At 68.3% G+C, this 15600-nt stretch carries 16 protein-coding genes; 10 read left to right on the top strand and 6 right to left on the bottom strand.

Annotation, left to right across the window (positions count from 1 at the left end):
* Window positions 1-29: 29 nt before the first annotated feature.
* Complete coding sequence (locus EC839_RS12295) at window positions 30-575, top strand: GNAT family N-acetyltransferase (RefSeq protein WP_007159819.1); 546 nt, start codon at window positions 30-32, stop codon at window positions 573-575.
* Here EC839_RS12295 and EC839_RS12290 read toward each other — a convergent pair.
* Together EC839_RS12290 and EC839_RS12285 are read right to left on the bottom strand one after the other, a co-directional pair.
* Window positions 541-1617, bottom strand: coding sequence for a zinc ribbon domain-containing protein (locus EC839_RS12290; RefSeq protein ID WP_007159818.1), 1077 nt, complete (start codon window positions 1615-1617; stop codon window positions 541-543). The genes EC839_RS12295 and EC839_RS12290 overlap by 35 nt on opposite strands.
* 54 nt (window positions 1618-1671) lie before the next feature.
* Window positions 1672-2517 (bottom strand): EamA family transporter, encoded by an 846-nt coding sequence (locus EC839_RS12285; RefSeq protein ID WP_007159817.1) that lies wholly within the window; start codon window positions 2515-2517, stop codon window positions 1672-1674.
* A 127-nt stretch (window positions 2518-2644) separates the two neighbouring features.
* On the opposite strand from EC839_RS12285, the gene EC839_RS12280 reads away from it, so the two are divergent.
* Window positions 2645-3334, top strand: a complete 690-nt coding sequence (locus tag EC839_RS12280) for a YoaK family protein (RefSeq protein WP_007159816.1) — start codon at window positions 2645-2647, stop codon at window positions 3332-3334.
* On the top strand, window positions 3331-4962 hold the full coding sequence (locus EC839_RS12275; RefSeq protein WP_007159815.1) for a hybrid sensor histidine kinase/response regulator: 1632 nt from the start codon (window positions 3331-3333) through the stop codon (window positions 4960-4962). The genes EC839_RS12280 and EC839_RS12275 overlap by 4 nt, the downstream gene beginning before the upstream one ends.
* Here EC839_RS12275 and EC839_RS12270 read toward each other — a convergent pair.
* Entirely contained in the window at window positions 4955-5596 is a 642-nt protein-coding gene (locus EC839_RS12270; RefSeq protein ID WP_007159814.1) for a response regulator transcription factor, read from the bottom strand. The two genes, EC839_RS12275 and EC839_RS12270, sit on opposite strands and share 8 nt — an antisense overlap.
* Before the next feature lie 119 nt (window positions 5597-5715).
* Entirely contained in the window at window positions 5716-7119 is a 1404-nt protein-coding gene (locus tag EC839_RS12265) for a NorM family multidrug efflux MATE transporter (protein WP_007159813.1), read from the bottom strand.
* Window positions 7120-7224: 105 nt separating this feature from the next.
* Here EC839_RS12265 and EC839_RS12260 point away from each other — a divergent pair, with 105 nt between their 5' ends.
* From EC839_RS12260 to EC839_RS12250, 3 genes are all read left to right on the top strand, one after another.
* The gene (locus EC839_RS12260; protein ID WP_007159812.1) at window positions 7225-8154 is read left to right on the top strand and encodes a LysR substrate-binding domain-containing protein; all 930 of its coding nucleotides are present in this window, start codon (window positions 7225-7227) and stop codon (window positions 8152-8154) included.
* Window positions 8155-8315: 161 nt separating this feature from the next.
* Entirely contained in the window at window positions 8316-10286 is a 1971-nt protein-coding gene (locus EC839_RS12255) for a methyl-accepting chemotaxis protein (RefSeq protein ID WP_039975508.1), read from the top strand.
* 128 nt (window positions 10287-10414) lie between these two features.
* Window positions 10415-10606 (top strand): hypothetical protein, encoded by a 192-nt coding sequence (locus tag EC839_RS12250; protein WP_007159810.1) that lies wholly within the window; start codon window positions 10415-10417, stop codon window positions 10604-10606.
* Here the strand turns inward: EC839_RS12250 and EC839_RS12245 are convergent.
* The gene (locus EC839_RS12245; RefSeq protein ID WP_132832574.1) at window positions 10603-12093 is read right to left on the bottom strand and encodes a YifB family Mg chelatase-like AAA ATPase; all 1491 of its coding nucleotides are present in this window, start codon (window positions 12091-12093) and stop codon (window positions 10603-10605) included. The genes EC839_RS12250 and EC839_RS12245 overlap by 4 nt on opposite strands.
* Window positions 12094-12156: 63 nt before the next feature.
* Window positions 12157-12456: an accessory factor UbiK family protein gene (locus EC839_RS12240; RefSeq protein ID WP_132832573.1), complete on the bottom strand. Its 300-nt coding sequence runs from the start codon at window positions 12454-12456 to the stop codon at window positions 12157-12159.
* Window positions 12457-12848: 392 nt separating this feature from the next.
* Between EC839_RS12240 and glnK the strand changes: the two genes are divergently transcribed.
* The 4 genes from glnK to sutA all read left to right on the top strand — a co-directional run bounded on the left by glnK (window position 12849) and on the right by sutA (window position 15572).
* Window positions 12849-13187, top strand: a complete 339-nt coding sequence (gene glnK / locus EC839_RS12235; protein ID WP_003096476.1) for a P-II family nitrogen regulator — start codon at window positions 12849-12851, stop codon at window positions 13185-13187.
* Window positions 13188-13235: 48 nt separating this feature from the next.
* On the top strand, window positions 13236-14576 hold the full coding sequence (locus EC839_RS12230; RefSeq protein WP_039975506.1) for an ammonium transporter: 1341 nt from the start codon (window positions 13236-13238) through the stop codon (window positions 14574-14576).
* Between the two features lie 172 nt (window positions 14577-14748).
* A complete protein-coding gene (locus EC839_RS12225; protein WP_007159806.1) occupies window positions 14749-15168 on the top strand; it encodes a secondary thiamine-phosphate synthase enzyme YjbQ in 420 nt (139 codons plus the stop codon).
* Between the two features lie 71 nt (window positions 15169-15239).
* On the top strand, window positions 15240-15572 hold the full coding sequence (sutA, locus tag EC839_RS12220; protein WP_007159805.1) for a transcriptional regulator SutA: 333 nt from the start codon (window positions 15240-15242) through the stop codon (window positions 15570-15572).
* Window positions 15573-15600: the final 28 nt, after the last annotated feature.

The raw sequence follows: 15600 nt of genomic DNA, 5'->3' as shown, positions 1-15600 counted from the left end.
CCAGTCAGGTAGCCGTCTGGAGTCGACCCATGTCCTTGCCCACGCTACATACGCCTCGGCTGTTGCTGCGACCCCTTCAACTGGAGGATGCCGGGGCGATCCAGCGAATCTTTCCGCAGTGGGAGATCGTGCGCTACCTCTCGGCCAGGGTGCCCTGGCCCTATCCTGCGGACGGTGCCCTGAGTTTCGTCCGTGATCTGGTTCTGCCCGGCATGGCTGCCGGTACCCATTGGTGTTGGACGCTGCGGCTGCAGGCACAACCTGACGAGCTGATCGGCCTGGCCAGTCTGCAGGAGGAGCCAGACAACCAGCGAGGTTTCTGGCTCGATCCCGGATACTGGCGCCAGGGTCTCATGAGCGAAGCCTGCGTCGAGCTCAATCGCTACTGGTTCCAGGCACTTGGACGGCCGAGTTTGAGGGTGACCAAGGTGATTGCCAATGAAGGCTCCCGCCGGCTGTCGCAGCGCGAAGGCATGCAGCCTGTCGCCTGCCTGGAGATGGACAGCGTGAGCGGACGGCTACCGGCGGAGTGCTGGGCGCTCACCCGGGCGCAGTGGTTGGCGCAGCAGGGATAGTCCCGGCCCCACGCGCCGCCGTCCCGCAGGCGTGGCAGAAATGCGCGAAGGCGCTCTTGCGCGTCTGGCAGGCGCCGCAGTGGTCGTGCAGGCCGATGCCGCAATGGGGGCAGAAGTCGATCCCCGGGTCCTTGAGGTCCACCGGCCGCTCGCAGCCCGGGCAGACGCCCTTGGCCAGCCGCGCCAGGGCGGTGTCGTAGTGCAGCTCTTCGCGTCTGACGGTGTCCGGCTGGGCTTCCTTGAGCGCCAGGCGGGCGCGATAGTCCTGCAGGGCGCGGATGGCGTAGCGCCCACCTAGGACCGTCAGCAGGATGCCCACCAGATAGCGCACATAGCCGCCATAGCTGGGCAGATAGGGCACCAGCTCGACGAAGAAGGCGAACAGCGCGAAGAAGATGAAGCCCCAGACGAAGGGCCACCAGGTGCTCTTGCGCTGGCGGACGAACAGCCAGGCGGCGACCGCCAGCAGGGGAAGCGTCAGCGCCAGGCGATAGAGGAAGACCCGCAGTTCGGCCTGCTGGCGGGCGTCGAGCCAGGCCTGCTGGGCCGCGTCGCTCAGCTCGGCCAGGCTGCGCGCGGCGGCGGCCGCGTGCTGCTCGGCATCCAGCAGCGCCTGTTCCTGGCGTTCGACCTCCTGCTCGGCGGCGCGCTCGCCGGCCTTGAGCGCGTCCAGAGCACGGCTGCGGGCGATCAGCTCGGCGTCCTGCTCGGGGCGCTGGGTGGTCTGGCGGGTCGCCAGCCAGTTGTCGAAGGTCTCGCGATTGGCCGTGTAGCTGCGCGCCGCCGCGGCCTGCTGCAGCTGGGCCTGGTCGAGGGCGTCCTGGGCCGCGCGCCGGGCCTGGTTCGCCTGGCGCTGGTCCGCCCGCGCCGTGGCGGTGGCCGCCGGATCCATGAAGTCTTCCAGACCCTGCTGGCGCTCCACCTGGGGCAGATCGCCGACCAGGGTGCCGCCCAGGCCGATGAGAAAGCCGGCGAACACCAGCGCCAGCAGCCAGAGGCCGCGATTGAACCACTTTTCCGAGAGTCGCAGCGATTTGCCCATGGGTCCCTCCAGGTCGAAAGAAGGCACAGCTTAGCCGCTCCCCGGGCGCCCCGCTCAGGCCAGCTTGATCGCCACCACCCCGGCGACGATGGCCAGGCCGGCGCAGACGCGCCCCAGCGGCAGACTCTCGTGCAGCCAGAAGACCCCGATCAGCAGGGCGAACAGCACGCTGGTCTCGCGCAGCGCCGAGACCAGGCCGATGGGCGCCTGGGTGGTGGCGACGATCACCAGGCTGTAGGCCAGCATCGACATGACCCCGCCCACCAGCCCGGCGCGCCAGTGCGGACCGAGTCCGGCGAAGGCCCTGCCGCCACGGCTCAGGCGCAGCACCAGCGCGGCCACCACGCCGTTCACCGCGAACAGCCAGAGGGCATAGGCCACGGCATCACCGCTGGCGCGCGCGCCGAGGGCATCGGCCAGGGTGTAGGCGGCGATGAAGCTGCCGGTGGTAAAGGCGCAAACCAGCAACGCCAGGCTGGGCGGCGTGCCGCGCCGGGCCCCGAGCAGCGCCATCAGGGCGAGACCGGTCACCAGCAGACCCAGGCCGAGCAGGGCCGCGGGCGAGAGCACCTCACCGAGGGCGAGAAAGGCCACCCCGCTGACCAGCAGCGGGGCGCTGCCGCGGGAGAGCGGATAGACTTGGCCCAGATCGCCATAGCGATAGGCGCGGGCGAGAAAGACGTTGTAGCCGATGTGCAGCAGGGCGGAGAGGGCGATCCAGGGCCAGGCCGCGGCCGCGGGCAGGGCCACGAAGGGCAAGGCCAGCAGGGCGGCGACCCCGGCGCCGATCTGGATCAGGCTGGCGGTGAGAAAGCGATCGAGGCCGATCTTGAGCAGGGCGTTCCAGCCGGCGTGCAGCAGCGCGGCGAGCAGTACCAGGGCGAACAGGGGCGTGGTCACGAGGCCTCCGGCCAGGCGGGTCCATCAGTCTAGCCCAGGGCGCCTTCCGGAGCGTCGCCCATGGCGTCGGAGCGCGTCACGTCGCACACTGATGGCCGTCTTTTCTCGCTCAGCCAGGATGGCTGCCATGCATACCTCCTCCCCCCTTCCGCCCGCCGCTCTGCCGGTCGCGCCGCGTCACGGTGCGGTCGGTCTGGCGCTGGTCGCCGGCCTGTCGCTGCTGGCCGGCATGACCGATGCCATCGGCTTTCTCGCCACCGGCGATTTCGTCTCCTTCATGAGCGGCAATACCACCCGTCTAGCTGCCGATGTGGCGGCAGGCCGCTGGGCCGCGGCGGGGCACCTGGCGCTGGCCATCGGCACCTTCGTACTGGGCAATGCCGGCGGCGTGCTGCTGCAGCGGCTGACCCGCCAGCGCGCCTGCCTGCTGCTCGGCCTGCTGGCCCTGCTGCTGGCGCTGGCGGCCAGTCTGCCCCTGGGCCCGCTGGCGCTGCTGACCGGGGTGTTCGCCATGGGCATGGTCAATGCGGTGGTGGAACAGGTCTATGGCCTGCCCATTGGCCTCACCTACGTGACCGGGGCCCTGTCGCGCTTCGGGCGCGGTCTGGGCCACTGGCTGCTGGGCGAACGCCGGTGCGGCTGGCGCATCCAGCTGGTGCCCTGGCTGGGCATGCTGCTCGGCGGGGTGCTGGGCGCCGCGCTGGAAGCGGGACTGGGGCTGGCGGCCTGGTACGCCAGCGCGGCCCTGGCCGCGACCCTGGCGGTGATCTTTCGCCTGATCCCGCGGGCCTGGCAACTGGGCTATCTGGCGTCATGAGCACCGCGACCCAGACCCTGGGGGTCGGCGCCCGCGATCCCGAACTGGGCCAGGCCAAGGTCCGGCTGGCCTTCATCCTGCCAGCCTCGGCCTACATCATCGGCGCCTGGGCCTGGGGGCTGTTCGATACGGCCATCCTGCTGGCCAACCTGCTCTGCTACGCCCTGTTCGCCGTGGCGGCCGTCGGCCTGTTCGTCGAGGTCCGGCGGCGGCCGGGCGTGAAGCCCTGGCGACGGCTGCTGGCCATGAGCCTGGACTTCAGCGCCATCACCTTTTCCTCCATCACCAGCGGCGAGGCCCTGCTGCCGCTGTTCGGCGTGCTGCTCTGGGTCACGGTGGGCAATGGCCTGCGCTATGGGCGTGGCTACCTGCTGCTGGCCACCGGACTGTCGCTGACCGCCCTCGCCGCCATCATCGCCGGGATGCCCTTCCTGCAGCGCTATCCCACGGTGGCCCTGATGATGCTGGTGACCGCGCTGCTGGTGCCCGGCTACGTGCATTTCCTGCTGACCCGCATCCAGGATTCGCTGCGCGAGACCCAGGCGGCCAACCTGGCCAAGGCGCGCTTCCTGGCCCAGGCCAGCCATGACCTGCGCCAGCCGATCCACTCCATCGGCCTGTTCACCGCGTGCCTGCGCGACGGCCAGCTGAGTGCCGATCAGGGCCGGCTGGTCGACAACATCGACCGCTCCCTGCTCGGTGTCGAGCAGCTGTTCCGCTCGCTGCTGGACATCTACACCCTCGATCAGCAGCAGGTCAGTCCGCGGCGCACGGTGGTCGATCTGGATACCCTGTTCGAGGACCTGGTGCGGCAGAACGCCGAGGCAGCGCGCTGGGCCGGGGTGGAGATCCGCTGGCGCGCCTGCGGGCTGCAGGTCTACAGCGACCCGGCGCTGCTGCTCACCTCGCTGCAGAATCTGCTGTCCAACGCCCTCAAGTACGCCCCAGGCAAACCTCTGCTGCTGGCGGTGCGCCGGCGCCAGGGCCAGCTCGCCCTGGTGGTCTACGACCAGGGACCGGGCATCGCCGCCGAGCACCTGCCGCACCTGTGCGAGGAGTTCTACCGGGTGCGGGAGACGCGCGATCGCGACATCGAGGGCGTCGGCCTGGGGCTGTCCATCGTGCAGCGCATCGCCACCCTGCTCGATCTGCAGCTGACCCTCAGCTCGCGCCCCGGCCGTGGTACCGCGGTCGGGCTCCAGGGCCTGCCGCTGGCCACCCTGCCGCTGGAGGCGCGGCCACGGCCGGTGAGCGGCCCCCAGCACCTGCTCGCCGGCTGGCGGGTGCTGCTCATCGAGGACGACGCCAACGTGCTGCTGGCCACCGCGACCCTGCTGCGCAGCTGGGGTTGCGAGGTCACCACCGCCACCAGCATCCCCGTCGGCGCCGTGAGCTGCGACCTGGTGATCACCGATTTCGATCTGGATCGCAGCGCCTCGGGCGCCGACTGCATCGCCTATCTCAACCGGCTGCAGGGGCGGCGCATCCCGGCCATCGTGGTGACCGGACACGACATCCCCCAGGTCCAGAAGGCGCTGGGCGACGCCGAGATCCCGGTGCTGGCCAAGCCGGTGCGACCAGCGGAATTGCGCGCCCTGCTGCTGGCCTTTCGCGTCGCGGCTAGCTGAGCGAGCGCTGGGCGCCGAGGCCGGCCTTGGCGCCAAAGGCGGCCGCCGCCGCGCGGGTGCCGACGCCCAGGGTACGCAGCAGCGCGGAAACATGGATGCGCACGGTAAAGGGCGAGATGGCCAGGATCCGGGCGATCTCCTTGTTGCTCAGGCCCTGGGTGATCAGGCCGAGCACCTCCAGCTGGCGCGGCGTCAGCGCCTGCAGCCGGTGGTCGGGCGCCAGACTGGCCGGAGCCAGATTCGGTATGGCATAGCGCACCACCGGTTGCCCGGCGAGGCAGTCGGCGATCGCCTCGGCCATGGCCGCTGGCGGCAGCGCCTTGCCGATGAAGCCATCCACGCCCGCCGCCAGGATATGCTCGATCACCGTGGCGTCTTCCAGCATCGAGACCACGATCAGGGTGCTGCGCTTGAATTCCTGGCGCAGGGCGCGCAGCGAAAAGCTCAGGTCCTGGCCGGGATAGAGCAGGTCCAGCAGCAGCCCACTGGGCGGCTCGCCCTGGCGCGCCAGTTCCAGGACCTGTTGCAGACTGTCGGCCTGCTCCACCTGCGCCTGCGGCTGCAGCTGGCGCAGGATGCGCACCAGGCCTTCACGAAACAGCGGATGGTCGTCGGCGACGATGAAACGTTGCATCTCTGGCTATCCTGGGGGCCCTGGACACCGGGCGCTACGCCGGGGTGGCCCAAAGCGTCTAGTCTAGCGCAGGCCCCAAGGGTGGACCACTTGGTAAAACGCTTGGGCCGCCGCAGCGCTCAGCCGTCTTGCGCCAGGCCGCGCGGCGCGGCCAGCGGCTCCGGCAGGTCCTGCACGGCACCTGCGCCCAGCTGCCGCCGCATCAGCCACTCGAAGGCGCCGGTCAGCAGCAGCGCCGCACAGGCCAGGCCGAAGGCCAGACCCCACCAGACGCCATGGGGGCCGATACCCAAGCGGACGCCCAGCAGCCAGGCGCCACTGGCGCCGATCAGGCAATAGCAGAGCAAGCCGCCGTAGAAACCCAGGCGCGCCTGGCGAATGCCGCGCAGCGCCCCCTGGGCGATGCTCTGGGTGCCATCGAAGATGACGAACACCGCCGCGATCAGCACCAGCTGCCGCGCCAGCTCGCTGACCGGGCTGTGGCCATCCGGCAGAAACAACCCTACCAGCCAGGCGGGAAAGCTCCAGAACAGCAGGGCGATGCCCAGCATCACCAGGGCACCGCCGCCGATCGCCAGCCGCCCCACCAGCAGGGCCTCGCGCGGCCGCCCGGCGCCCTGGTGCTGGCCGATGCGGATGCTGGTGGCGTAGGAGAGGCCGGCGGGCAACATGAACACCAGATACACCAGCTGATTGGCGATCTGATGGGCCGCCAGGGCGGTGGCACCGAGGGCACCCATGCACAGCGCCGCGGAGAGGAACAGGCAGGCTTCCACCGCATAGGTGCCGCTGATCGCCAGGCCCTGGCCGAGGGTGTCGGCGAGCGCGCGACGATCCGGACGACGCAGATAGCGGCGCAGGGGATAGGCGGCATAGGCCGGATGGCGGGCGATATACAGCGCCAGGCCCAGGGCCGCGCCATTCATCACCACCGCGGTCACCGCGCCGATGCCTGGCAGCCCGGGTTGCGGCAGGCCGCCCCAGCCATGCAGCAGCGCCAGGTTGAACAGGGCATTGAGCAGCGCCGCCCCCAGCACGATGGTCAACACCGGTCCGGGTCTTTCCAGGGCGCTGGTGAAACCCCGCAGCGTCATGAACAGCAGATGGCCGGGCAGGGCGAAGGCCAGGCAGCGCAGGAAGACGCCGGCCGCCTGGCGACTCTCTTCCGGCTGGCCGGCCAGGGCAAGCAATGGCTCGATATGCCACAGCAGGGTGCCAGCCAGCAGTGCCAGCACTGCGGCGATCCAGATCCCGGCCGCTGTCACCGCCGCCACGCCCTCGGTATCGCCCGCGCCGCGGCGCAAGGCCGCCAGGTTGGCCACCGCGGTGATCACCCCCACGCAGATCACCGAGACGAAGGAATAGACCGCCGCCCCCAGGCCCCCGCCGGCCAGGGCGGCCGGGCCCAGGCGGCCCATCATCAGGGTGTCGGTGAAGACCATGGCCACATAGGCCAGCTGCGCACCGATCAGGGGCAGGGCGAGGCGCAACAGCGCGAGCAACTCGTGACGCGGCAGAGACATGGGTGGATCTCGCTGAGCAGGGCCGACTTTGACAAGAACTCATTGTTGGATGCGGTCGCGCCTTCCACAATCGGAAAATAGCCATGCCATCCATGAGTCAGAGTCATGCCCGACGTCCCCTCGCGGCTGCCGCCGCTGTATGCCCTGCGCGCCTTCGAGGCCGCCGCTCGCCTTGGCTCCTTTACCCGCGCGGCTCAGGAGTTGTCGCTGACCCAGAGTGCGGTCAGTCGCCATGTGCGGACCCTGGAAGAGACCTTTGGCTGCCGCCTGTTCGAGCGCGCCGGGCGACAGCTGGCGCTGACCGAGCCTGGCAAGCTGCTCCTGCCGGGTCTGAGCGAGGGCTTCGAGGCCCTGGCGCGGGCCTGCGGCAATCTCGCCGTGGCCGAGGGCACTCTGAGACTCAAGGCGCCCACCACCCTGTCGCTGCGCTGGCTGCTGGCGCGTCTGGCCCGCTTTCGCCAGCTCAGTCCGCAACTGGACATCCAGCTCACCAGCGTCTGGATGGCCAGCGACCGGGTAGACTTCGTCCACGAGCCCTTCGATTGCGCGGTGCTGCTCGGCGACGGCCGCTTCCCCGCGGACTGGGAGGTGGTGCCGCTGTTCGAGGAGTGGCTGGTGCCGGTCTGCTCGCCGGCTGCCGCCCGCGAGGGCGTCTGGGACCCGGCGCGCCTGCAGCGCGAAGAGCTGCTGCATCCCACCTTCGACCGCCGCGACTGGCGCCGCTGGCTGCAGGCCATGGGGCTGACCCAGGCGGTGCCCCTGACGGGTGGCCAGGTGTTCGACACCCTGGAGCTGGGCATGGCCGCTGCCGCGCGGGGTTACGGGGTGTCCATCGGCGATCTGGTGATGCTGGCCGAAGACGTGGCGGCCGGGCTCATCGCCTTGCCCTGGCCCGAGGCGGTGGCCAGCGGCGATGCCTATTATCTGGTCTGGCCACGCAATCGCCGGGGGCAGGCGCGCTTTCGCCAATTGGCTGACTTCCTGCAGCGGGAAGTGGCGTCCCAGAGCCTTCCCGAGGTCATTCGCCACAAATAAGGCGCCAGACATTCGTCATTCGCTTTAGTTCGCCATGTTCCAGCCGATAAACTAACCATTCATCGCTAAGAAGACCGCCGTAGAGCGGTTCGTCCTGATGTAAAACCTTGCCCTCAAATTTCGTACTGCCCTACAGGGATGTAGGCGCTTTGGAGCCCCCTATGGTCACTTCCCCGCGTCGTAGTATTGCCCGACAACTTGCCTTGGCCCTCAGTCTGGTACTGATTGTCGTGATCGCCGGCAGCTGTCTGTTCGCCCTGCATGCCTTGAGCGTGTCCATCGAAGGTACCCAGCGCAAGCACCTGGGCAGCGAGGCCCGGCTGCTCTCCGATCAGCAGCAGACCTTTCTCAGTACCCTGAAGATCAGCACCCAGCGGCTGGCCAACCTGTTCGAACGTCGCTTCGATGGTGGCCTGACGCGTGGCAGCGAACGCACCGTCGTCGCCGGCACCGATACCCCGGTGCTGCTCTACAAGGGTGAAATGCTGAACAACGACTTCACCCAGGTCGATGATTTCACCCGCCTCACCGGCGGTACCGCCACCATTTTTGTGCGCGATGGCGAAGACTTCACCCGCATCACCACCTCGCTGAAGAAGCAGGACGGCAGTCGCGCCATCGGTACCCGCCTGGACCGCAAGCACCCCGGCTATGCCGGCCTGCTCCAGGGCCAGACCTACGTCGGTCGCGCCCAGCTGTTCGGCCGCTCCTACATGACCCAGTACAGCCCGGTGCGTGATGCCCAGGGCCAGATCATCGCCGTGCTCTATGTCGGCTTCGACTACACCGACGCCCAGGCCCAGCAGTTGGCCCAGCTGACCCAGCTGCGCATCGGCGAGACCGGCTCCCTGGCCCTGCTCGACGAACAGGGCAACTGGCTCGTGCCCCCGGCCAATGCCAAGCAGACCGACGAGCTCCTGACCGCTCTCAAGGACGATCCCAAGCAGCGTGAACACAGCTGGCGGGACGGTAATGAAGACTTCCTCAGCGTCAGCACCCCGGTCGCCGGTGAAGGCTGGACCGTGGTCGCTACGCTGCCCAAGGCCGAGCTGGACGCACCGGTACACGCGGTTGGCCTGCGCCTGGCCATCGGCAGCCTGATCGCCCTGGTGCTGGCGGTGGTCGCCTCGGTCGTCCTGCTGCGCCAAAAGCTGAAGCCGCTGGGCCAACTGGTGGAGCGTGCCCAGGCCCTGGGGCGCGGCCAGCTCAGCGTGCGCGTCGAGGCGCGCAGCCACGACGAAATCGGCGAACTCGCCCGGAGCTTCAATCAGATGGCCGATGCCCTGGCTTCCACCGTCGAGCAGGTCCGTGGCTCTTCGCGCGCGGTCACCGAGCGGTCCCAGCAACTGAGCCAACTCTCCGACCAGACCTTGAGACGCTCCGCCGAGCAGTCCAGCCAGATCGACAGCATGGCCAGCGCCGTGGAGGAATTCAGCGCCACCGCCCAGAATATCGCCGACGGCATGCAGCGCACCGAGCGTCTGGTGCAGGAAAACGCCCAGCAGACCCGCACCGGTACCCAGGCCATGCAGGGCGCCTCGGGCGCCCTGGAGCAGATCGCTGATTCCCTGGCCAGCACCGCCGAACTCATCAAGGGCCTGGACGGCCGCTCCCAGCAGATTGGCGGCATCATCGGCGTCATCAGCGGGATCGCCGAGCAGACCAACCTGCTGGCGCTTAACGCCGCCATCGAAGCCGCCCGGGCCGGTGAGCAGGGCCGCGGCTTCGCCGTGGTCGCCGACGAAGTCCGGCAGCTGGCCGGTCGTACCAGCGAAGCCACCCGCGAGATCTCGCAGATGATCGGCGCGGTGCAGGGCGAGACCCAGCGCGCCATGGGCGCCATCGACGAAGGCAATCGCCTCATGGAGCAGGGCCTGGCGCGCAACGCCGACGTGGCCCAGGCGCTGCGCAGCATCGACCAGCAGGTGGCCGAGGCGGTGGAGCAATTCTCCGGCATCGCCCAGGCCACCGCCGAGCAGAGCACCACCGCCACCGCCCTGAGCCGTAACATCCAGGCGATCGCCGTGGACAACGCCGCCCAGCGCGATGCCGCCGAGGTGCTGGCCGGTACCGCTGGCGAGCTGCGTCATCTGGCGGAAGACCTGAGCGCCGAGGTAGGCCGGTTCAACTGACCGGACCTTTCCAGCAGCAGTGAAAGGGAGGCTCAGGCCTCCCTTTTTCATCTCCGCGCGCCTTGGCCCTTGCCTGGCCGCAATACTCTGACTACTGTATGCAAATACAGTATAAGAGGAGGGGTGTCATGGGCGTATCCAACGAGGCGGTGCAGGCCGTCGAACGCATGCTGACCACGCTGCGGGCGGAGCGGGACGACTATCGCGAGCTGGCCCACCAGTGGCGGGCCATGTGCTTCGAGCTGGCGCAGGAAAATCAGGCGTTGCGCGATCGCCTGCAGGAGCCGCCGCGACACTACGGCCCGTCCGCTGGCGCCTAGTGACTGGCGCGATACTGCAGGGCTTCCGCCAGCTGCGCCCGCTGGATCTCGGCCTGGCCGGCGAGATCGGCCAGGGTACGGGCCACCTTGACCACCCGGTGCAGGGCGCGCAGGGACAGATTCAGGCGTTCCCCCGCGCCTTCCAGCCAGCGCTGATCGGCCTCGCTCAGGGCACAGACCTGGTGCAGCTGATCGAGACCGAGCAGGGCGTTGGGGCGACCCTGGCGCGCCAGCTGGAGGGCGCGAGCGTCGGCCACCTGGCGTGCCGCCTCCGCCGTCGTGAGTTCGCTGACCGCTGAAGCGCCCAGGCGCATGTGCTCGCGGGCCACGGTGAGGTGCAGGTCGATACGGTCCAGCAGCGGACCGGAGAGTTTGCCGCGATAGCGCTGGATCTGCTCCGGGCTGCAGCGACAGCGCCCGCTGGGATCGCCCAGATAGCCGCAGGGACAGGGATTCATCGCCGCCACCAGCTGGAAGCGCGCCGGAAAGCGCACCCGCTCCCGCGCCCGGGCGATGACGATCTCGCCACTCTCCAGGGGCTCGCGCAGCACCTCCAGCACCTTGCGATCGAATTCCGGCAACTCGTCGAGGAACAGCACCCCGCGGTGGGCCAGGGTGATCTCGCCGGGCCCGGGGCGGCTACCGCCGCCCACCAGTGCTGGCCCGGACGCCGAATGATGCGGCTGGCGAAAGGGTCGCTGCGGCCAGTGTTCCAGCGGCTCGGAGCCGGCCACCGAATGGATGGCGGCCACCTGCAGCGCCTCTTCTTCGTCCAGGGGCGGCAGCAGTCCTGGCAGGCGACTGGCGAGCAGGGTCTTGCCGGTTCCCGGTGGGCCCGCCAGCAGGAGATTGTGGGCACCGGCCGCGGCCACTACCAAGGCGCGCTTGGCTGCCTGCTGGCCCTGGACCTCGGCGAGATCGGGATAGGGCAGCGGGGTGCGCAGCAGGCCGCTGGGCTGATAGGGGGCCAGCACGGCCTGGCCACTCAGGTGGCCGGCGAATTCCAGCAGGTGATCGATCGCGAGGACGCTAAGGCCGCTGGCCAGGCAGGCTTCCTCGGCGTTGGCGCGGGGCACCACCAGGATCCGCCCGGCGGCACGGGCCGCCAGCGCTGCGGGCAGCACGCCACGCACCGCCCGCACCGCGCCCGACAGGGCCAGTTCACCCAGGCACTCGTAATCGTCGAGGCCCTGCGCCGGCAGCTGTCCGCTGGCGGCGAGGATGCCGATGACCAGGGCGAGGTCAAAACGCCCGCCGTCCTTGGGCAGGTCGGCGGGCGCGAGATTGAGGGTGATGCGGCGGCTGGGGAATTCGAAGCCGGCGTTGAGAATGGCGCTGCGCACCCGATCCTTGGCTTCGCGAACGGCGGTTTCCGCCAGGCCAACCAGGGTGAGGGCGGGCAGGCCGTTGGCCAGGTGCGCCTCGACGACCACCGGCGGCGCTTCCACGCCCACCTGGGCGCGGGTATGAACGAGGGCAAGCGACATGATCTCTCCTTGATCGTGATTCGCCAGACTCAGGGCTGCACCATCCTGGCGCGCCCTTGGGGATCAGTCGGCGGGCGCGACGTCCGTGGCCGGGGTGACCGGCGGGTTGACCTCGGCGGTTTGCGGCTTTTCCAGCTCGGTGAGGCGCGCTTCGAGGGCTTCCAGGCGCGCACGGGTGCGGGCCAGCACGGCCATCTGGGCATCGAATTCGTCGCGGCTGACCACATCGAGCTTGCTCAGGGCGCCTTGCAGCAGTGCCTTGAACTGGCTTTCGATCTCGGCCATGGCCAGCGGCGAGTCCTGACCGAACAGCCGGCTGGCCTGCTGAGTCAGGGAATCGAACAGCGAACGGGTCGTGGACATGGTTATCCCCTGCAATGGATCGGAGCTGGAGTGTAGCACAGCAGGCTTCCGACCCTCCGGCAGTGCCTTGCACCGCTTTGGTGCCAACCCCGGCCCAGAGCTGTTCGCTGTTGGTGCAAAGTCCTGCCCGCAGGGCCGGGTCCTGCCCCTTCAGGAGGCGCGCCAGCCGGGCTGGCGCTCGAAATCCGTACGCCTTCACAAACCTGGCAAGCTTTCTGCTACTGCCGATGCAGAGACGGGCGTCAGAGGGCGCCTGGGGTGGAGGCGCGCTCTGGCCGCTTCTGCCGTGACCGCGGCGATTACCACGCCAACGGTTAAACAGACGGTCACTGCGCTAGACTTGGACCGGGGTTTGTTTTCCTGGGGCCAGTCAACTCAATCGGGAGAAGTTCATGAAACTAGTCACCGCCATCATCAAGCCGTTCAAGCTCGACGACGTGCGTGAGTCGCTGTCCGAGATCGGTGTGCAAGGCATCACCGTTACCGAGGTCAAGGGCTTCGGCCGTCAGAAGGGCCATACCGAGCTCTATCGCGGCGCCGAATACGTCGTCGACTTCCTGCCCAAGGTCAAGATCGACGTCGCCATCGCCGACGATCAGCTCGACCGTGTCATCGAGGCCATCACCAAGGCCGCCAACACCGGCAAGATCGGTGACGGCAAGATCTTCGTGGTGAATCTCGAGCAGGCCATCCGCATCCGCACCGGCGAAACCGACACAGACGCCATCTGACGCCTTAACCGACCGCCCAACCCCACACGAGCCCCAGGAGAAACAACGATGACTCTGCGCACCTACGCAGGGCTAGGAGCCCTCATGTCTTTCGTAGCGCTGCCGGGCCTGGCCATGGCCCAGGAAGCGGCTGCGGCACCAGCCATCAACAGCGGGGATACGGCCTGGATGCTGGTCTCGACGGCCCTGGTGCTGTTCATGACCATCCCGGGTCTCGCGCTGTTCTACGGCGGCATGGTGCGTGCCAAGAACGTCCTCTCGGTAATGATGCAGTGCTTCGCCATCACCGGTCTCATCAGCATCCTGTGGATGGTCTACGGCTACAGCCTGGCCTTCGACACCACCGGCATGGAGAAGGGCGTCAGCAACTTCAATTCCTTCATCGGCGGTCTGGGCAAGGCCTTCCTGTCCAGCCTGCAGCATGATGCCGTGACCTCGGCCACCGCCCTGTTCCCGGAAAGCGTCTTCGTCACCTTCCAGATGACCTTCGCCATCATCACCCCGGCGCTGATCGTCGGTGCCTTCGCCGAGCGCATGAAGTTCTCCGCCATGCTGGTCTTCACCGGCCTGTGGTTCACCTTCGTCTACGCCCCCATCGCCCACATGGTCTGGAGCGGTGACGGCGGCCTGATGTGGGACTGGGGCGTGCTGGACTTCGCCGGCGGCACCGTGGTGCACATCAACGCCGGTGTGGCCGGTCTGGTCGCGGCCCTGGTCCTGGGCAAGCGCAAGGGCTATCCCACCACCCCCATGGCGCCGCACAACCTGGGCTACACCCTGGTCGGTGCCGCCATGCTGTGGGTCGGCTGGTTCGGCTTCAACGCCGGTTCCGCCGCCGCTGCCAACGGCACCGCCGGCATGGCCATGCTGACCACCCAGATCGCCACCGCTGCCGCCGCCCTGGGCTGGATGTTCGCCGAGTGGATCACCCACGGTAAGCCGAGCGCCCTGGGCATCGCTTCCGGCGTGGTCGCCGGTCTGGTCGCCATCACCCCGGCCGCCGGTACCGCCGGCCCCATGGGCGCCCTGATCATCGGCCTGGCCGCTGGCGTGATCTGCTTCTTCACCGCCACCAGCCTCAAGCGCAAGCTCGGCTACGACGACTCCCTGGACGCCTTTGGCGTGCACGGCATCGGTGGCATCGTCGGCGCCCTGCTGACCGGTGTCTTCGCCGCTCCGTCCCTGGGTGGCTTCGGCACCGTCACCGACATCGGCGCCCAGCTGTTCATCCAGTTCAAGGGCGTGGCCTTCACCATCGTCTACACCGGCATCGTCACCTTCGTGATCCTCAAGGTGCTGGACGTGGTCATGGGGCTGAGAGTCAACGAGGAAGAGGAAACCGTGGGTCTGGACCTCACCCTGCACAACGAGCGTGGCTACAACCTGTAAGCCGCCGCTCTGGAAAAAGGCGCCGCAAGGCGCCTTTTTCATGTCCGCCATACGGCTGGAACAACCGCCATCCTGCTGTGTCTAGACTGCACGCCAGCGGTGTGCAATCACCGCTTTGCTTTTCCGATCGTCGCGCTAGAATGCGCGCCCAGTCAGTCGGCGAGGGTTGTTCATGTGGCTGCAGCGGAGCTTTTCCCTGCGCGCGCGGGCGCGTGGTTTCCATCTCGTCACCGCTGAGGTGCTGGAGCAGCTGCCCGAGCTTGGCGAGTGCCGGATCGGCCTGCTGCACCTCTGGCTGCAGCACACCTCGGCCTCGCTGACCATCAACGAGAATGCCGATGGGGCGGTACGCCGCGACTTCGAGCGGTTCTTCAACCAGCTGGTGCCCCAGGGGCAGGCCGGATACGAACACGACTACGAAGGGCCGGACGACCTGCCTGCGCATTTCAAGAGCAGTCTGCTCGGCTGCAGCCTGAGTCTGCCGGTCCAGGCGGGTCGCCTGGCCCTGGGAACCTGGCAGGGCATCTACCTGGGTGAGCATCGCGACCAGGGTGGCGCACGGCGACTGATCGCGACGCTGCAAGGCGAATAGCCAGGAATTTTTTTTAGGAGGCCGCGTCAAAACGCGCGGTCCGATTTTGCCAAAGTGTGTGGAGGCGGTTTATGAGCGACGAAGATCTGGAACAGGACGACCTGGAGACAGGCGCGGAAGAAGAGGGCGATAACGAAGACTTCGCTGCCGCAACCGACGACGCCGAGCAAGAGGAAAGCGGGGACAGCGAAGCGCCCGCGTCCGGGAGCAAGGCCAAGAAGAAGCGTGAAGCCGAGCCCGAGGAACTGCCTTCGGTGGAAGCCAAGCAGCGCGAGCGGGATGCGTTGGAAAAGGCCATGCAGGACTTTCTGGCCCGCGGTGGCAAGGTGCAGGAAATCGACGCCAATGTGGTCGCCGATCCGCCGAAGAAGCCCGACAGCAAATATGGCAGTCGTCCCATCTAGGACCGTGCCATACCGCCTTCGAAACCCC

This window comes from Pseudomonas sp. JUb52 (genome assembly GCF_004341115.1).
Lineage (GTDB): Bacteria > Pseudomonadota > Gammaproteobacteria > Pseudomonadales > Pseudomonadaceae > Chryseomonas > Chryseomonas oryzihabitans.
Note: the sequence above shows the minus strand (reverse complement) of the source record. Positions and strands in the feature narration are given on the sequence as shown.